Origin of the sequence: Streptomyces sp. NPDC020801 (assembly GCF_044334385.1) — a bacterium.
Classification (GTDB): domain Bacteria; phylum Actinomycetota; class Actinomycetes; order Streptomycetales; family Streptomycetaceae; genus Streptomyces.
In genome coordinates, this window is the sequence record NZ_JBIRST010000018.1 from 1 (window position 1) to 15,064 (window position 15,064).

The 15,064-nt window shown below is 70.8% G+C and carries 15 protein-coding genes; 7 read left to right on the forward strand and 8 right to left on the reverse strand.

The window, feature by feature from the left end; translation table 11 throughout:
• Nucleotides 1-386 precede the first annotated feature (386 nt).
• Nucleotides 387-1,031 carry a DNA-3-methyladenine glycosylase gene (locus ACH4UM_RS30250; RefSeq protein ID WP_398186081.1) on the reverse strand — a complete coding sequence of 215 codons (645 nt, stop codon included), beginning with the start codon at nt 1,029-1,031 and terminating at the stop codon, nt 387-389.
• A gap of 137 nt (nt 1,032-1,168) precedes the next feature.
• Between ACH4UM_RS30250 and ACH4UM_RS30255 the strand changes: the two genes are divergently transcribed.
• The 3 genes from ACH4UM_RS30255 to ACH4UM_RS30265 all read left to right on the forward strand — a co-directional run bounded on the left by ACH4UM_RS30255 (nt 1,169) and on the right by ACH4UM_RS30265 (nt 3,245).
• On the forward strand, nt 1,169-1,951 hold the full coding sequence (locus tag ACH4UM_RS30255) for a sporulation protein (RefSeq protein WP_398186084.1): 783 nt from the start codon (nt 1,169-1,171) through the stop codon (nt 1,949-1,951).
• 71 nt (nt 1,952-2,022) lie between these two features.
• Nucleotides 2,023-2,562 (forward strand): YbhB/YbcL family Raf kinase inhibitor-like protein, encoded by a 540-nt coding sequence (locus tag ACH4UM_RS30260; RefSeq protein ID WP_398186086.1) that lies wholly within the window; start codon nt 2,023-2,025, stop codon nt 2,560-2,562.
• 176 nt (nt 2,563-2,738) lie between these two features.
• Nucleotides 2,739-3,245 (forward strand): HNH endonuclease, encoded by a 507-nt coding sequence (locus tag ACH4UM_RS30265; protein WP_398186089.1) that lies wholly within the window; start codon nt 2,739-2,741, stop codon nt 3,243-3,245.
• A 104-nt stretch (nt 3,246-3,349) separates the two neighbouring features.
• Here ACH4UM_RS30265 and ACH4UM_RS30270 read toward each other — a convergent pair whose 3' ends face one another.
• The 3 genes from ACH4UM_RS30270 to ACH4UM_RS30280 form a co-directional block, all read right to left on the reverse strand.
• On the reverse strand, nt 3,350-4,315 hold the full coding sequence (locus ACH4UM_RS30270) for an SPFH domain-containing protein (RefSeq protein ID WP_398186092.1): 966 nt from the start codon (nt 4,313-4,315) through the stop codon (nt 3,350-3,352).
• A gap of 154 nt (nt 4,316-4,469) precedes the next feature.
• Entirely contained in the window at nt 4,470-4,901 is a 432-nt protein-coding gene (locus ACH4UM_RS30275) for an NfeD family protein (RefSeq protein WP_398186095.1), read from the reverse strand.
• 53 nt (nt 4,902-4,954) lie between these two features.
• Entirely contained in the window at nt 4,955-5,752 is a 798-nt protein-coding gene (locus ACH4UM_RS30280; RefSeq protein ID WP_398186098.1) for an ABC transporter ATP-binding protein, read from the reverse strand.
• Nucleotides 5,753-5,903: 151 nt separating this feature from the next.
• Between ACH4UM_RS30280 and ACH4UM_RS30285 the strand changes: the two genes are divergently transcribed.
• On the forward strand, nt 5,904-6,698 hold the full coding sequence (locus tag ACH4UM_RS30285; protein ID WP_398186101.1) for a hypothetical protein: 795 nt from the start codon (nt 5,904-5,906) through the stop codon (nt 6,696-6,698).
• A gap of 262 nt (nt 6,699-6,960) precedes the next feature.
• Here the strand turns inward: ACH4UM_RS30285 and chpE are convergent, their stop codons facing one another.
• From chpE to ACH4UM_RS30300, 3 genes are all read right to left on the reverse strand, one after another.
• Complete coding sequence (gene chpE / locus ACH4UM_RS30290) at nt 6,961-7,206, reverse strand: chaplin ChpE (protein WP_398186104.1); 246 nt, start codon at nt 7,204-7,206, stop codon at nt 6,961-6,963.
• 167 nt (nt 7,207-7,373) lie between these two features.
• Nucleotides 7,374-8,015 (reverse strand): response regulator, encoded by a 642-nt coding sequence (locus tag ACH4UM_RS30295; protein ID WP_398186107.1) that lies wholly within the window; start codon nt 8,013-8,015, stop codon nt 7,374-7,376.
• Nucleotides 8,008-9,189 (reverse strand): GAF domain-containing sensor histidine kinase, encoded by a 1,182-nt coding sequence (locus ACH4UM_RS30300; RefSeq protein ID WP_398186110.1) that lies wholly within the window; start codon nt 9,187-9,189, stop codon nt 8,008-8,010. Before ACH4UM_RS30300 ends, ACH4UM_RS30295 begins: the two co-directional genes overlap by 8 nt.
• Before the next feature lie 272 nt (nt 9,190-9,461).
• Between ACH4UM_RS30300 and ACH4UM_RS30305 the strand changes: the two genes are divergently transcribed.
• The 3 genes from ACH4UM_RS30305 to ACH4UM_RS30315 all read left to right on the forward strand — a co-directional run bounded on the left by ACH4UM_RS30305 (nt 9,462) and on the right by ACH4UM_RS30315 (nt 12,332).
• Nucleotides 9,462-10,157: an SDR family NAD(P)-dependent oxidoreductase gene (locus ACH4UM_RS30305; protein ID WP_398186112.1), complete on the forward strand. Its 696-nt coding sequence runs from the start codon at nt 9,462-9,464 to the stop codon at nt 10,155-10,157.
• Complete coding sequence (locus tag ACH4UM_RS30310; protein WP_398186115.1) at nt 10,154-11,275, forward strand: S-adenosylmethionine:tRNA ribosyltransferase-isomerase; 1,122 nt, start codon at nt 10,154-10,156, stop codon at nt 11,273-11,275. Before ACH4UM_RS30305 ends, ACH4UM_RS30310 begins: the two co-directional genes overlap by 4 nt.
• Before the next feature lie 298 nt (nt 11,276-11,573).
• The gene (locus tag ACH4UM_RS30315; RefSeq protein ID WP_398186118.1) at nt 11,574-12,332 is read left to right on the forward strand and encodes a transglycosylase SLT domain-containing protein; all 759 of its coding nucleotides are present in this window, start codon (nt 11,574-11,576) and stop codon (nt 12,330-12,332) included.
• 103 nt (nt 12,333-12,435) lie between these two features.
• On the opposite strand, the gene ACH4UM_RS30320 is transcribed toward ACH4UM_RS30315, so the two are convergent.
• On the reverse strand, nt 12,436-14,949 hold the full coding sequence (locus ACH4UM_RS30320; protein ID WP_398186121.1) for an FHA domain-containing protein: 2,514 nt from the start codon (nt 14,947-14,949) through the stop codon (nt 12,436-12,438).
• Nucleotides 14,950-15,064 lie beyond the last annotated feature (115 nt).

The following is a 15,064-nucleotide window of genomic DNA, read 5'->3' on the forward strand; positions in this document are numbered from 1 at the left end:
GCGTTGACTTTTGGCACGCTGTTGAGTTCTCAAGGAACGGACGCTTCCTTCGTACTCACCCTCTCGGGCTTTCCTCCGGGCGCTTCCCTTCGGTGTTTCCGACTCTATCAGATCTTTTTCCGATCCGATTCCCAGTCGGGGGGTTTGCCTTCCGGCCTCGGACTTTCGCCCGTCGGCCTTTTCGACATTCACTACGTTAGCCGATTCCCGTGCCGATTCATAATCGGCCTCCGCGAGTTCGAATTAGGGCATGCGTGCACGCCACAATCGACCCCGCTGAGAGGGGTGCTCGGTAGTAGTGGGTTGGCCGCTCCGGCTGCAGGCGATCGCCGTACCCGGTTCAGCGGCTCGGGCCACGTTACGCACCTTCCAGGGCCGAGTCAACTTCAGCGGCGCTTCGGCACATGAGCCCGATACGGGCTCACCGTCGGGTCGTTGGCGACCCAGAAGCGCCAGGGGTGGACGTCGCCGTCGCCGCCGTCGCCCGCGACTCCGGTTCGCGGGCCGTTGCGCACCTGGTCGGAGGGGACGGGGGTGCCGGCCACGATCCGTACGGGGGTGTCGCCGGTGGCGCAGGCGTCGGTGCCGTCCAGGGCCCGGTCGACGCCCAGGGCCGTGGCCAGGCGGGCCGGGCCTTTGGCCAGTTCCTTGTCGTTGCGGGCCGAGACTCGTCGGGTGCGGGCCAGCTCGGCGCCCTCGACGATCTCGCCGGCGCGGAGCAGGACCCCGCTCGCCCGCCCCTCGGGCCCGCACACCAGGTTCATGCAGTGCCACATGCCGTAGGTGAAGTAGACGTACACATGACCGGGGGGCCCGAACATCACGCCGTTGCGCGCCGTGCGGCCGCGGTAGGCGTGGGAGCCGGGGTCGTTGGGGCCGTCGTAGGCCTCGACCTCCGTCAGGCGCAGGGCGATCGGACCGTCCGGGGTCGTACGGACGAGGACACGGCCGAGGAGGTCGGGGGCGACCTCCAGGACGGGCCGGTCGAAGAACTCTCTGGGCAGGGGCGTACGGTCCGAGGGGGCGATCATGCCGTCCGAGCGTAGTCCAGACGGGTGGGTGTCAAGGGGTGGTCAAGGTTCCCTCTCCTTGCCAGGGTGTGGGCGCGGAACCGGTCGCGGCCGGATCGCGTTTGTAGGGGTCAGGGACCACACGTAAAGGGAGAGTCATGGCGTTCAAGAAGCTGCTCGCGAGCCTCGGGGCGGGTGGGGCGTCGGTGGAGACGGTGCTGCACGAGGTCAACGTCGTGCCCGGCGGGGTCGTCCAGGGCGAGGTGCGGATCCAGGGCGGGTCCGTGAACCAGGAGATCGAGGGGCTCTCGGTCGGGCTGCAGGCCAAGGTCGAGGTGGAGAGCGGCGACCAGGAGTACAAGCAGGACATCGAGTTCACGAAGGTGCGCCTGGGCGGTGCCTTCGAGCTGCAGGCCGGGGCCGTGCACGCGGTGCCGTTCGGGCTGGATATCCCGTGGGAGACGCCGGTCACCATGATCGACGGGCAGTCGCTGCGGGGCATGCACATCGGGGTGTGCACGGAGCTGGCGATCGCCCGTGCGGTGGACTCCGGTGACCTGGACCCGGTCAACGTGCACCCGCTGCCGGCGCAGAAGGCGATCCTGGACGCGTTCATCCAGCTGGGCTTCCGGTTCAAGAACGCCGACATGGAGCGCGGCCACATCCGCGGTACGCGCCAGCGACTGCCGTTCTACCAGGAGATCGAGTTCCACCCGCCGTCGCAGTACCGGGGACTGAACCAGGTGGAGTTGAGCTTCGTCGCCGACGAGCACGCGATGGACGTGGTGCTGGAGATGGACAAGAAGCCGGGTCTTTTCAGCGAGGGCAGCGACACCTACCGGTCCTTCCAGGTGGGCCTGCACGACTACCAGGGGACCGACTGGGCGGCGTACCTCCACCAGTGGATCGCCGAGGTCGGCAGCAAGCGCAGTTGGTTCTAGGCTCGGGAACCGGTGGTTCCGCCAACGGGGAACCACCGGTATCACCACGTAACCGACCAGGAGGTACCGAGGTGACCGAGCTCAAGAGGCGGCCGCTCCCCCACGACTTCCATCCGCCCGTGCCGTCGTTCGCGGTCACGAGCGACGACGTCCGGGAGGGCGCGACGCTCAAGGACGCTCAGGTCCACGCGGCGGGGAACACCTCGCCGCAGCTGCGCTGGGCGGGCTTCCCGCCCGAGACCAGGAGCTTCGCCGTGACCTGCTACGACCCCGACGCCCCGACGGGCAGCGGGTTCTGGCACTGGGTGCTGTTCGACATCCCGGCCTCGGTGGCGGAGCTGCCGGCGGGTGCGGGCGGCGGCAAGTTCGAGGGGCTGCCCGAGGGTGCCGTGCACGCGCGCAACGACTACGGGACGAAGGACTTCGGGGGTGCCGCGCCGCCGCCCGGGGACGGGCCGCACCGTTACGTCTTCACGGTGTACGCGGTCGATCAGGAGAAGCTGGGCCCGGACTCGGACGCCTCTCCCGCGGCCGTTGGCTTCAACCTGCGGTTCCACACGCTGGCGCGCGCCCAGCTGATCGGTGAGTACGAGAATCCCGCCGAGGGCTGAGGTGCCCGCCGGTGCCCGCCGCGCAGAGTGACGTTCATTGAACGTTTGCCCGCCTCTGGTCTTGGAAGTGATCGGAGGCGGGCATTTTTTATTGCGTTGTCCATCTCGGCGCGCCCGTCCAGAGTTGATCCAAGCCCGCCAGGGGGTGGGCAGGTGCACACGGGAGGTGGGCTGGTATGCGGGACACGCTGGTGCTGAACGCGAGCTTCGAGCCGCTGTCGACGGTGACCCTGAACCGAGCCGTCGTTCTGGTGCTGCAGGCCAAGGCCGTCGTCGAGCAGGCCCACCCCGAACTGCGTATGCGGGGAGCCGCGGTCGACATACCCGCGCCTCGGGTGATCAGGCTGTGCAGGTATGTGAGGGTGCCCTTCCGAAGACAAGCCCCGTGGTCCAGGCGGGGTGTCCTGGTGCGTGACCGGCACCGGTGCGCGTACTGCGGGCGGCGGGCGACGACCGTGGACCACGTGGTGCCACGCTCGCAGGGCGGGCAGGACACCTGGCTGAACACGGTGGCCTCGTGCGCGGAGGACAATCACCGCAAGGCGGACCGTACTCCGGAGCAGGCGGGGATGCCGCTGCTGCGCGAGCCCTTCGAGCCGACCCCTGCGAACGCGATGCTGCTCACCCTGGGCCAGGACGAGTTCGAGGCGCTGCCGGACTGGCTGGTGCGGGAAGCCGCCTAGTCGTTCACCGGGTTCGGTTCCATCGCGGCTGCGGCCGAGTCCCGGCCGGTCGTGTTCCCCGCGCCCCTGGGTCGGGTGCGGGGACCGCTGGTTTCGAGCCCGCCTCAGTCGATGGAGGGCTTCTCTCGGCGTTCCCTGCCCGGGCCCGTGCCACCGTGGCTGTCCGAGGAGCCGTTGCCGCCCGAACCGCCGCCCAGGGGGCCGAAGTTGCCGACGGCGCCGGAGAGGCCCTTGAGGGCGTCGCCGATCTCGCTGGGGACGATCCAGAGCTTGTTGGCGTCGCCCTCGGCGATCTTCGGGAGCATCTGGAGGTACTGGTAGGAGAGCAGTTTCTGGTCGGGGTCGCCGGCGTGGATGGCCTCGAAGACCGTACGGACGGCCTGGGCCTCGCCCTCGGCGCGCAGGGCGGCGGCCTTGGCCTCACCCTCGGCGCGCAGGATCTGGGACTGCTTCTCACCTTCGGCGCGCAGGATCTCCGACTGCCGGACACCCTCGGCCTGGAGGATCGCGGCGCGCTTGTCCCGGTCGGCGCGCATCTGCTTCTCCATCGAGTCCTGGATGGAGGTCGGGGGCTCGATGGCCTTGAGCTCGACGCGGTTGACCCGGATGCCCCACTTGCCGGTGGCCTCGTCGAGGACGCCGCGCAGGGCCGCGTTGATCTCCTCGCGGGAGGTCAGGGTGCGCTCCAGGTCCATGCCGCCGATGATGTTGCGGAGGGTGGTGACGGTGAGCTGCTCGATGGCCTGGATGTAGCTGGCGACCTCGTAGGTGGCGGCCCGGGCGTCTGTCACCTGGTAGTAGATGACGGTGTCGATGTTGACGACCAGGTTGTCCTGGGTGATCACCGGCTGCGGCGGGAACGGTACGACCTGTTCGCGCAGGTCGATGCGGTTGCGGATGGTGTCTATGAACGGGACGACGATGTTGAGGCCCGCGTTGAGCGTCCGCGTGTAGCGGCCGAACCGCTCCACGATGGCGGCGCTGGCCTGTGGGATGACTTGGATGGTCTTGATCAGGGCGATGAAGACCAACACCACCAGAATGATCAGGACGATGATGACCGGTTCCATCGTCGGCTCCCCGTACCCTTCTCCGCCTCGGCGCTTTCGGAAGATCCTATGGGCTCTTACCGCTGTTGAAGATCTTGCTGGTCGAGTCTGACAGACCGTCGCGTACTGCGGGGGGTGTTCGGTTCACTTGCGCCAACACCCCCTTCGGGCAAGGTCACATGACGATGGCGGTGGCCCCCTCGATGTCCACGACGTCCACTTCCTCGCCCACTTCGTAGGCACGGTCGGTGTCCAGCGAGCGCGCCGACCAGATCTCTCCGGCGAGCTTGATACGGCCGCCGGAGCCGTCGACCCGTTCGAGTACGACGGCCTGTTTGCCCTTCAGCGCGTCGATGCCCGTGGCCAGTTGGGGACTCTGCCTGCTGTGCCGGTAGGCGATGGGCCGCACCACGGCGATGAGCGCGACCGAGACCACGACGAAGGCGATCACCTGGACGACCACGCCGAAGCCGAAGCCGGCGACGATCGCGGCGGCGATGGCGCCCACCGCGAACATGCCGAACTCCGGCATCGCGGTCACCACGAGGGGGATTCCGAGCGCTGCCGCGCCGACGAGCCACCACACCCATGCGTCGATGTCGTTCACGCGGTCATCGTAGGACCGCGGGTCGCAGGACCGACAGGGCGCAATGGGGTCGGCTAGGAGAGCGGAAGGCCCTGGGCGGTCCAGCGGTCGCCGGCCTGATCGACGACGAGCGGGAGGCCGAAGCACAGGGAGAGGTTGCGGGAGGTCAGTTCGAGCTCCAGCGGTCCGGCGGCGAGGACCTTGCCCTGACGGATCATCAGAACGTGGGTGAAGCCGGGGGCGATCTCCTCGACATGGTGGGTGACCATGATCATCGAGGGGGCGATCGGGTCGCGGGCGAGCCGGCCGAGGCGGCGGACCAGGTCCTCGCGGCCGCCGAGGTCGAGGCCGGCGGCGGGCTCGTCGAGCAGGAGGAGCTCGGGGTCGGTCATCAGGGCGCGGGCGATCAGAGTGCGCTTGCGCTCGCCCTCGGAGAGGGTGCCGAACCTGCGGTCGAGGTAGTCGCTCATGCCGAGGCGGTCGAGGAAGGCGCGGGCGCGCTGCTCGTCGACGTCCTCGTACTCCTCCTGCCAGCCGGCGGTCATGCCGTAGGCGGCGGTCAGCACGGTCTGCAGCACGGTCTGGCGCTTGGGGAGCTTCTCCGCCATTCCGATGCCTGCCATGCCGATGCGCGGGCGGAGCTCGAAGACGTCGGTACCGGGCCTGCCGAGGGTCTCGCCGAGGATCGTGGCGGTGCCGCTGCTGGGGAAGAGGTAACTGGAGGCGACGTTCAGGAGGGTGGTCTTGCCGGCGCCGTTCGGGCCGAGGATGACCCAGCGCTCGCCCTCCTTGACCGACCAGGAGACCTGGTCCACCAGAGCCCGGCCCTCGCGGACCACGGATACGTCCTGAAGCTCCAGAACATCGCTCATGAGCGCGTTGTCTCCCCTTGCAGTGTGCCGCCGGTCTCGGCTGTCGGTACGCCTGTGGCTCGGTCCGCCGCGCCGGTGGGCGCAGCCCTCAACGAATCTACGCCACGAGCCGGGCGGGCCGTTCCATCGGTCCGGTCCTTAGGGTGGGGGCATGCTTTCGGAACCGCGCTCTGGACGCCTCGCCGCTTGGGGAAACGCCCTTTTGTCCGGACTTGTCTCTCCAGACGACGCCGTGCTCGCCATCGTGGGTGACGATGCCGTCCATCGGCTGGAGGGACTGCCCGGCGAGCCGGGCCCGGTCGGGCTCACGCTCGCGCTGGGGCGGCTGCGGGCGCTGGGGGTGACGGCACTGCGGGTGGCGCTGCCCGCGCCGGGGCATCCGCTGGGGCTGAGCGGGCCGCCGGAGTTCAATGCGCGGGCGCTGGACGCCGAGGAGGCGGTGATCTGTCACGGTGCCGCGTTCGGGCTGGTGCCGGAGGTGTACGAGGTCGGGCCGGAGGGCGACGTGCACGCCGAGGTGGTGTGGCACGTGCTGCCCGTGCGGGAGGCGCCGCCCGCCGACGTGCCGTCGCTCGGTGAGGCCGAGCGGGAGCTGGCGGAGGCGCTGCGGGAGGCCACGGAGGTGCTGTCCCGGATGGATGTGGCCGGGTCAGGGCCGGTGGCGGAGGCGGCGATCGACGCGTACCGGGCGCGGGCGCAGGGGGGTCGGGGGCAGGAGGTGCTGGCGCCGGGGTATCCACCGCGGGCGGTGCGGGTGCTGGAGCTGGCGCAGCGGGTGGGGCTGCTGGTGTCGCTGGCGTACGCGAACGGGCACGGGGGTGCGGTCAGTGCGTCCGAGATGGCCGCGCGGGGAGCTGCGTTGCGGCCGGTGGAGCGGACGGCCCGGCGGGCGCAGGTCGCCGCGTACAACTCCGTGGTGGAGGAGCGGGAGAAGGGGGCGCGGTGAGAGCCGGGTGAGCCGAGCGCCGGCCTGCCGGGTGTCGGCGCGGGGGCCGACGCGGGTCGCTCGGCCGGGCGCTGAAGAGGTTCCTCTCCCCCGGGGCTCTTCGAGCTGGAAGGACCCCCGCGCCCAGCCGAGCCGTCCTGGGGTCCGCCACGCGCCGGGCACTGGGAAGGCACGCATGCCCACGGCCTCCCGGCTCCCCCGAGGAGCCGACCGGCCTCCCGGGGGAGCCGGGAGGCCGTGGGCGTCGGGGTGGGGCCTGGGCTCAGTGGTTGAGGCCGAGGTTGCCGAAGGCCGGGTTCAGGACGCCGATGACGTTGACGCTGTTGCCGACGGCGTTGACCGGGATGTCGACCGGGGCCTGGACGACGTTGCCCGAGACGACGCCAGGGGAGCCCTTGGCGACGCCGCAGGCCCAGGCGCCGTCGGTGGCGGAGGCCATTCCGGCGCCGGCGGCCAGGAGTCCGCCGGCCACCATCGTCACGGCCGCTGCCTTCTTCAGGTTCTTCACTTCTGAGCCCTTCTGGTGATTGCCGTGGCAGTCGCCGCGGCACGCACTGGAGAACGGCCGGGGCCCGCGGAGGATGCGCCATCCGGGGGACATTCCCACTACGGTATGAATCTCAGTCCGGAGTGGGACCTTCCGTATTGCCGTGGCCGCGTCGCGGGCGGGGCGGGTCAGCCGGTCACACCATGGCGTACGGCCCACAGCGCGGCCTGGGTGCGGTCCGCCAGGTCGAGCTTCATCAGGATGTTCGACACGTGCGTCTTGACGGTCTTCTCGGAGAGCACCAGGACACGGGCGATCTCGCGGTTGGAGCGGCCGTCCGCTATCAGGCCGAGCACCTCCCGCTCCCGATCCGTCAGCGAGGTTCCCCGGCCCTGGCCGGAGTTGCCCTCCTCCTGGGACAGCAGGGCTCCCGCGACCTCCGGCTGGAGCAGGATGTGGCCGGCGTGCACGGAGCGGATGGCGCCGGCGAGTGCGTCGGGGTCCACGTCCTTGAAGACGTAGCCGGCGGCGCCCGCGCGCAGGGCCGGTACCACCGTGCGCTGTTCGGTGAAGCTGGTGACGATCAGCACGCGCGCGGGGTTGTCGAGCTCGCGGAGCCGGCGCAGCGCCTCCACGCCGTCCATGACGGGCATCTTGACGTCCATGAGGACCACGTCGGGCTTGAGTTCCTGGGCCCGGTCGACTCCCTCGGCGCCGTCCGCGGCCTCGCCGACGACCTCGATGTCGTCCTGCACCTCCAGGAAGGTGCGCAGGCCCCGGCGGACCACCTGGTGGTCGTCGACGAGCAGCACCTTGATTGCGTCAGCCACCGGGGACCTCCATCTCGATCGTCGTGCCCTTGCCGGGCGCCGATTCCACCGTGAGCCGGCCGCCGACGCCGCCGGCCCGGTCGCGCATGGAGACCAGACCGAGGTGGCGGCCGGCGCGGCGCACCGTGTTCGGGTCGAAACCGCCGCCGTCGTCGGTGACCCGCAGGACGGCGCCGCAGCCGCGGCGGTCCAGGGTGACGTCGACGTGCTCCGCGGCCGAGTGCCGCAGCGCGTTGTGCAGGGCCTCCTGGGCGACACGGAGCAGGGCCTCCTCCTGGGTGGCCGGCAGGGCACGGAAGCCGCGGGCGGTGAAGGTGAGGCGCGCGGTGTGGGCGCGGTCGAGGACCTGGATCTGGGTGCGGAGGGTGGCGACCAGGCCGTCCTCGTCGAGGGCCGCGGGGCGCAGTTCCACCACGGCGGCGCGCAGTTCGTCCGCGGCCTCCGCGGCGAGCACGGCCACCTGCTGCAGTTCGCCCTTGGCGCGCGCGGGGTCGCGGTCGACGAGCGCGGCGGCGGCCTGGGCCGTCAGGCGCAGGGAGAACAGCTTCTGGCTGACCGCGTCGTGCAGCTCGTGCGCGAGGCGGGAGCGCTCCTCGGCAATGGTCAGCTCGCGGCTGCGCTCGTAGAGGCGGGCGTTTGTGAGGGCGATCGCGGCGTGCTGGGCCAGGAGGGCCAGCAGCTCCTCGTCCTCTTCGGTGAAGCCGCAGCCGCTGTGCGCGCCGGGACTCGGGGGGTGTGGGGGGTGTCCTCCCCCCGCGGGACGCAGCTTGTTGGCGAGGAAGAGGGCGCCGATGACCTCGTCGCCGTCGCGGATCGGCAGGCCCAGGAAGTCGGACATGTCGGGGTGGGCGGCCGGCCAGCCCTCGAAGCGCGGGTCCTTGCGCACGTCGGCGAGGCGCTCGGCCTTCGCCGCACGCAGCATCGCGGCGAGGATTCCGTGCTGGCGCGGGAGGGGGCCGATGGCCCGCCACTGCTCGTCGCTGACCCCGTCGACCACGAACTGGGCGAAGCCGCCGTGGTCGTCCGGGACGCCGAGGGCGGCGTACTGCGCGTCGAGCAGCTCGCGGGCGGAGACGACGATCGTCTTCAGGACGTCGTGCACCTCGAGGTGCCTGCTCATGGCCAGCAGCGCGGAGCTCACCGCGGCGAGGCCGGACCGGGGGCCGTGACTCATGTCCTCACGGTACCGGCGGGGTGTGACAGCACGGATCGGACCTGTGACGGCCCCGCCTGGGGCGCTGGGCCTAGGTCCGGCGGCCCGGCCTGACGGCCCGGGGCCCGGGACCCCGGCCCATTGTCCTAGGGCGAAGTACCGCGGCGGTCCCGGCCCCGCGCCCGAGGTGGCGGAGGGGGCTCGTTCCTACGGTGAGGGGCACGCCGATCACGAGGCGGACGACGACAGCCCGTGGGCAGGGGACGGGCTGTCATGACAAGGGGACGGGTGTCATGCCGGTAGCGGTCATCACGGGGGCTTCGAAGGGGCTGGGGCGGGCACTGGCCGAAGCCCTGGCCGGGCGGGGCTGGGATCTGGTGCTGGACGCGAGAGGCGCTCGGACGCTGGCTGACACGGCGCGGGCCGTGGCCGTGCACGGGACCCGGGTCGAGGCCCTGCCCGGGGACGTCACGGACGCCGGGCACCGGGCCGGGCTGGTGGCCGCGGCGCGCGGGCTCGGGGGCGTCGACCTGGTGGTGCACAACGCGAGCGCGCTCGGTGCCGAGCCGCTGCTGCCTCTGGCGGAGCTGCCGCTGGAGGGGTTGCGCCGGGCGCTGGAGGTGAACACGGTGGCCGCGCTCGGCCTGGTGCAGCAGGCGCTGCCGGCGCTGCGGGAGTCGGCGGCGGGCACGCTGATCACGGTGAGTTCGGACGCGGCCGTCGAGGCGTACGAGAGGTGGGGTGGCTACGGGGCGTCCAAGGCGGCGCTGGACCACCTGGCGGCCGTGCTCGCCGAGGAGGAACCGGGGCTGCGGGTGTGGGCGGTGGATCCCGGGGACATGGCCACCGGCCTGTACGCGGCGGCCGTACCCGAGGACGACGCCCCGCGGCCGGCGCCGGCCGATGTGGTGCCGGCCTTCCTGCGGCTGCTGGACGAACGTCCGGCGAGCGGCCGCTACGGCGCGCCTGCCCTGCTGGAGGAGCGGTGACGGCGGCGATGGGGGTCCCCCCGCTCGAGCCCGTTCGAGAGTGGGGGAGGGTGTCTCAGGAGCTGTCGGCGCGCGTGCCGGCCGAGCAGCGCGGCCCCGGGCTGGACCGGGATGCCGTACGGCTGCTGGTGTCTCGGGGGACGGAGGTGTCGCACCACGCCTTCAAGGAGCTGCCGGGGCTGCTGCGGGCCGGGGACCTGCTGGTGGTGAACACCTCGCCCACGCTGGCGGCCGCGGTGGACGGCCGGATCGGGCACACGCGCGTGGTGGTGCACTTCTCCGCGCCCGGGGACGACGGGCGCTGGGCGGTGGAGCTGCGGGAACCGGACGGGCGGGGCACCACGCGCGCGCGTGCGGGAGGGCCCGCGGGTGTGGAGGTGGTGTTGCCCGGGGGCGTACGGCTGGTGCTGGAGGAGCCGTTGAGCGCGGGGAGCGCGCGACTGTGGTGGGCGCGGGTGGCGGGGGCGGGGGTCCTCGGGATGCTGCGGGCGCACGGCAGACCCATTCGCTACTCCTATACGGAGCGGGACCAGCCGTTGTCCGTGTACCAGACGGTGTTCGCGGTGCCGTCCACCGACGGGTCGGGCAGTGCGGAGATGCCGAGTGCGGCGCGGCCGTTCACGGCGCGGCTGGTGGCCGGGCTGGTGAGCCGGGGAGTGCAGTTCGCGCCGGTCACCCTGCACACGGGGGTGGCCTCGGCCGAGGCCCACGAGCCGCCGTATCCGGAGCGGTACTCGGTGCCGGAGGCTTCCGCGCGGCTGATCAACGCGGCACGGGCGGGTGGTGGCCGGGTGATCGCCGTGGGGACGACGGCGGTGCGGGCCGTGGAGTCGGCGGCGGGTGGGGACGGGGTGGTGCGGGCGGCCGCGGGGTGGACCTCCCTCGTGGTGACGCCCGAGCGCGGGGTGCGGGTCGTCGACGGACTCGTGACCGGTCTGCACGAGCCGCAGGCCTCGCATCTTCTGATGCTGGAGGCCGTGGCGGGGCGGGCGGGGATCGACCGGAGTTATGAAGAGGCGTTGCGCGGGCACTATCTCTGGCACGAGTTCGGCGACGTGCATCTCGTTCTCCCGGAGGACAACGCTCACAGAGAGCGTTGCGACGGCAACTGCCGGTGAGGACGACCCTCCCACGATGTGAGGACGCACATAGGGCGCACATCACGTACGAACGGACATAGGAGACACAAGGTCCCCCTGTGAACGGGACAGACATCCCTGTCTGTCCCGTTTTGTCTGTTCGCGATCCACTATCGAGCTTCGTACGTCACACCTTTGCCCTGGCATTTTGCGGCCGCTAAGAATGGCTCTCGTCGCTCAGCGCCGCGGGTTTCCGCTCACGGTGCTCGTGTGGGAAGGACCCCCTCCCGCAGTCCGGAGAGCGACCTCCGCGCTACTCGAAGAGGTCCATTTCGCCATGCCCGCAAACATCCCCTTCCGCCGCCGTAGTCGTTCCCTGACCAAGGCCCACAAGATCGCCGTCGCCGGTGCCGCCACCCTCGGCGCCGCCGCCCTCGCCCTCTCCGCCACGCCCAGCGAGGCCCAGACGACGACCAGCGCCGACGCCGTCGCCGCGGCCCCGGCCGCCCAGATAGCCGCCGCGCCCGTCAAGGACGTCAAGGCCAGCGTCACCGACCAGCTCGCCGGTGCCAGCGTGAAGATCGAGGCCATCGAGGCCAAGAAGCAGGCCGGATCCCGGGCCGCCGCCAGGCAGAAGGCCGAGGCCGCCGCGAAGAAGGCCGCCGTCCAGGCCTCCGCGAAGCGCAGGGCCGAGGCCGCCCGCCAGGCCAAGCAGGCCGCGAGCCGCGCCGCGCAGCGCCCGCAGATGGCGACGGTCGCCGCCTCCACCAGCTACGGCAACAACCTGGACGGCTGGATCCGGCACGCGCTGAACATCATGAAGCAGAACAACATCCCGGGCTCCTACAGCGGCCTGCACCGCAACATCATGCGGGAGTCCTCGGGCAACCCGATGGCCATCAACAACTGGGACATCAACGCGGTCAACGGCATCCCGTCCAAGGGCCTGCTGCAGGTCATCGACCCGACCTTCAACGCGTACCACGTCGCCGGCACGTCGAAGAACATCTACGACCCGGTCGCCAACATCACGGCCGCCGCCAACTACGCGGCGCACCGCTACGGCTCGATCGACAACGTCAACAGCGCGTACTGAGGCCGGCGCGGACCTCTGACGACACGCGGAAAGGGCGGCACCCCGTCGGGGGGCGCCGCCCTTCGCATGCGCACGGAGCCGTCGGCGGCCGTGCGCACCGCCGTCACTTGCGCATGACCTCCGGCTCGTGCCGCCGCAGGAAGCGGGCCACGAGGAAGCCGCAGACGACGCCGAGGACGATCAGCGCGACCATGTCGAGAGTCCAGGCCGAGGCGGTGTGGTTCCACAGCGCGTCGGTCTTGCCGGGGTCGTCGGTGTTCGGGGCGATGTTGTTGAAGTCCAGCGTGGCGCCCGCGGCGCCCACCGCCCAGCGCGAGGGCATCAGGTACGAGAACTGGTTGACGCCCACCGTGCCGTTCAGGGTGAACAGGCAGCCGGTGAACACGACCTGGATGATGGCGAACATCACCAGCAGCGGCATGGTCTTCTCGGCGGTCTTCACCAGCGAGGAGATGACCAGGCCGAACATCATCGAGGTGAAGCCGAGCGCCATGATCGGCAGGCACAGTTCGAACAGCGTCGCGTTGCCCAGGACCACGCCCTTGTCGGGGATCTCCCGGCTGGAGAAGCCGATCAGGCCGACCATCAGGCCCTGCAGCACCGTGACCGCGCCGAGCACGACCACCTTGGACATCAGATACGCCGAGCGGGACAGGCCGGTCGCGCGCTCCCGCTCGTAGATGACCCGTTCCTTGATCAGCTCACGGACGGAGTTCGCGGCGCCCGCGAAGCACGCGCCGACCGCGAGGATCAGCAGCACCGTGGTGGCCGTGCCGTTCGGGATGTGGATGCCGGTGCGCGGATTGACCGGGTTGACCAGCAGACCCCTGTTGTGGTCGATCAGCAGGCTGACCGCGCCGAGCACCGCCGGCAGGATCACCGTCAGCGCCAGGAAGCCCTTGTCGGAGACGATCACCGCCACATACCGCCGGATCAGGGTCAGCAGCTGCGAGCCCCAGCCCTGCGGCTTGGGCGGCTTGATGGCCTGCGGCGGAGGCATGTGTACGGACTGCGGGGCAACGGCATCGATGTCCGCGGCGTACATCTGGTAGTGCTGCGAGCCCTTCCAGCGGCCCGCCCAGTCGTAGTCGCGGTAGTTCTCGAAGGCGGAGAAGACGTCGGCCCAGCTGTCGTAGCCGAAGAAGTTCAGCGCCTCCTCCGGCGGCCCGAAGTAGGCGACGCTGCCGCCGGGCGCCATCACCAGCAGCTTGTCGCAGATCGCCAGTTCGGCCACGGAGTGGGTGACGACGAGGACGGTACGGCCGTCGTCGGCAAGGCCGCGCAGCAGCTGCATGACGTCGCGGTCCATGCCCGGGTCGAGGCCGGAGGTGGGCTCGTCCAGGAAGATCAGCGACGGCTTGGTGAGCAGCTCCAGGGCCACCGACACGCGCTTGCGCTGGCCGCCGGAGAGCGAGGTGACCTTCTTCTCCTTGTGGATGTCCAGCTTCAGCTCGCGGAGCACCTCGTCGATGCGGGCCTCCCGCTCGGCGGCCGTGGTGTCGGCCGGGAAGCGCAGCTTGGCCGCGTACTTGAGGGCCTTCTTGACGGTCAGCTCCTTGTGCAGGATGTCGTCCTGCGGGACCAGACCGATGCGCTGGCGCAGCTCGGCGAACTGCTTGTACAGGTTCCGGTTGTCGTAGAGGACCTCGCCCTGGTCGGCGGGCCGGTAGCCGGTGAGCGCCTTGAGCAGGGTCGACTTGCCGGAGCCCGACGGGCCGATGACCGCGATCAGCGACTTCTCCGGGACGCCGAAGGAGACGTCCTTCAGGATCTGCTTGCCGCCGTCGACCGTGACGGTCAGATGGCGGGCGGAGAAGGACACCTCACCGGTGTCGACGAACTCCTCGAGCCGGTCGCCGACGATCCGGAACGTCGAGTGGCCGACGCCCACGATGTCGGTCGGGCCCAGCTGCACCGAGCCGCCCTTGGGGACCGGGTGGCCGTTGACGTAGGTGCCGTTGTGCGAGCCCAGGTCGCGGATCTCGAAGCGGCCGTCGGGCGTGGCGTGGAACTCCGCGTGATTGCGGGAGACCTGGAGGTCGGAGACCACCAGGTCGTTCTCCAGCGCGCGGCCGATGCGCATCACACGGCCGAGGGAGAACTGGTGGAACGTGGTCGGGCTGCGGTCGCCGTAGACCGGCGGCGCCCCCGCGCCTCCACCGGGCCCCTGCTGCTGAGGGATCGACGGCCCCGGCTGCGGCTGCTGCCAGCCGGCCTGCTGCCCCTGCCCCTGCTGCTGCGGCGGCGCCTGCTGGGCCCATCCCGGGCCGGCGCCCTGCGCGGCGTACGGCTGCGGCTGGGCCTGCGGCGTGGTGACGGCGGCCGCGGCGCCCGAGAGGTTCAGGCGCGGTCCGTCGGTCGCGTTGCCCAGGTGGACGGCCGAGCCCGGGCCGAGCTCCATCTGGTGGATCCGCTGGCCCTGCACGAACGTGCCGTTGGTGCTGCCGTGGTCTTCGATGACCCAACTGCGGCCGTTGTGGCTGACCGTGGCGTGCCGCCAGGAGACCCTGGCGTCGTCGAACACGATGTCCCCCTGCGGATCGCGTCCGAGGGTGTATGACCTGGACGGGTCGAGCGTCCAGGTACGTCCGTTTGATTCCAGTACGAGTTCCGGCACTCCATGCCCCACTGAGTTGTCCCCCGAGTTACCCCCATCACAGGGAGTCTAGGGATGTCGAACATCGTGGGGAACTATTTCAGGCTCCACCCTCTGACCGAAAGTCGGGCCTTGT

Bases quoted from the DNA above. Each gene is read 5' to 3' on its own strand.
- ACH4UM_RS30285 (WP_398186101.1), top strand. From the start codon at position 5,904: ATGCTTTCGGAACCGCGCTCTGGACGCCTCGCCGCTTGGGGAAACGCC.
- ACH4UM_RS30280 (WP_398186098.1), bottom strand. From the start codon at position 5,752: ATGAGCGATGTTCTGGAGCTTCAGGACGTATCCGTGGTCCGCGAGGGC.
- ACH4UM_RS30315 (WP_398186118.1), top strand. From the start codon at position 11,574: ATGCCCGCAAACATCCCCTTCCGCCGCCGTAGTCGTTCCCTGACCAAG.
- ACH4UM_RS30250 (WP_398186081.1), bottom strand. From the start codon at position 1,031: ATGATCGCCCCCTCGGACCGTACGCCCCTGCCCAGAGAGTTCTTCGAC.
- ACH4UM_RS30300 (WP_398186110.1), bottom strand. From the start codon at position 9,189: ATGAGTCACGGCCCCCGGTCCGGCCTCGCCGCGGTGAGCTCCGCGCTG.
- ACH4UM_RS30270 (WP_398186092.1), bottom strand. From the start codon at position 4,315: ATGGAACCGGTCATCATCGTCCTGATCATTCTGGTGGTGTTGGTCTTC.
- ACH4UM_RS30265 (WP_398186089.1), top strand. From the start codon at position 2,739: ATGCGGGACACGCTGGTGCTGAACGCGAGCTTCGAGCCGCTGTCGACG.
- ACH4UM_RS30255 (WP_398186084.1), top strand. From the start codon at position 1,169: ATGGCGTTCAAGAAGCTGCTCGCGAGCCTCGGGGCGGGTGGGGCGTCG.
- ACH4UM_RS30305 (WP_398186112.1), top strand. From the start codon at position 9,462: ATGCCGGTAGCGGTCATCACGGGGGCTTCGAAGGGGCTGGGGCGGGCA.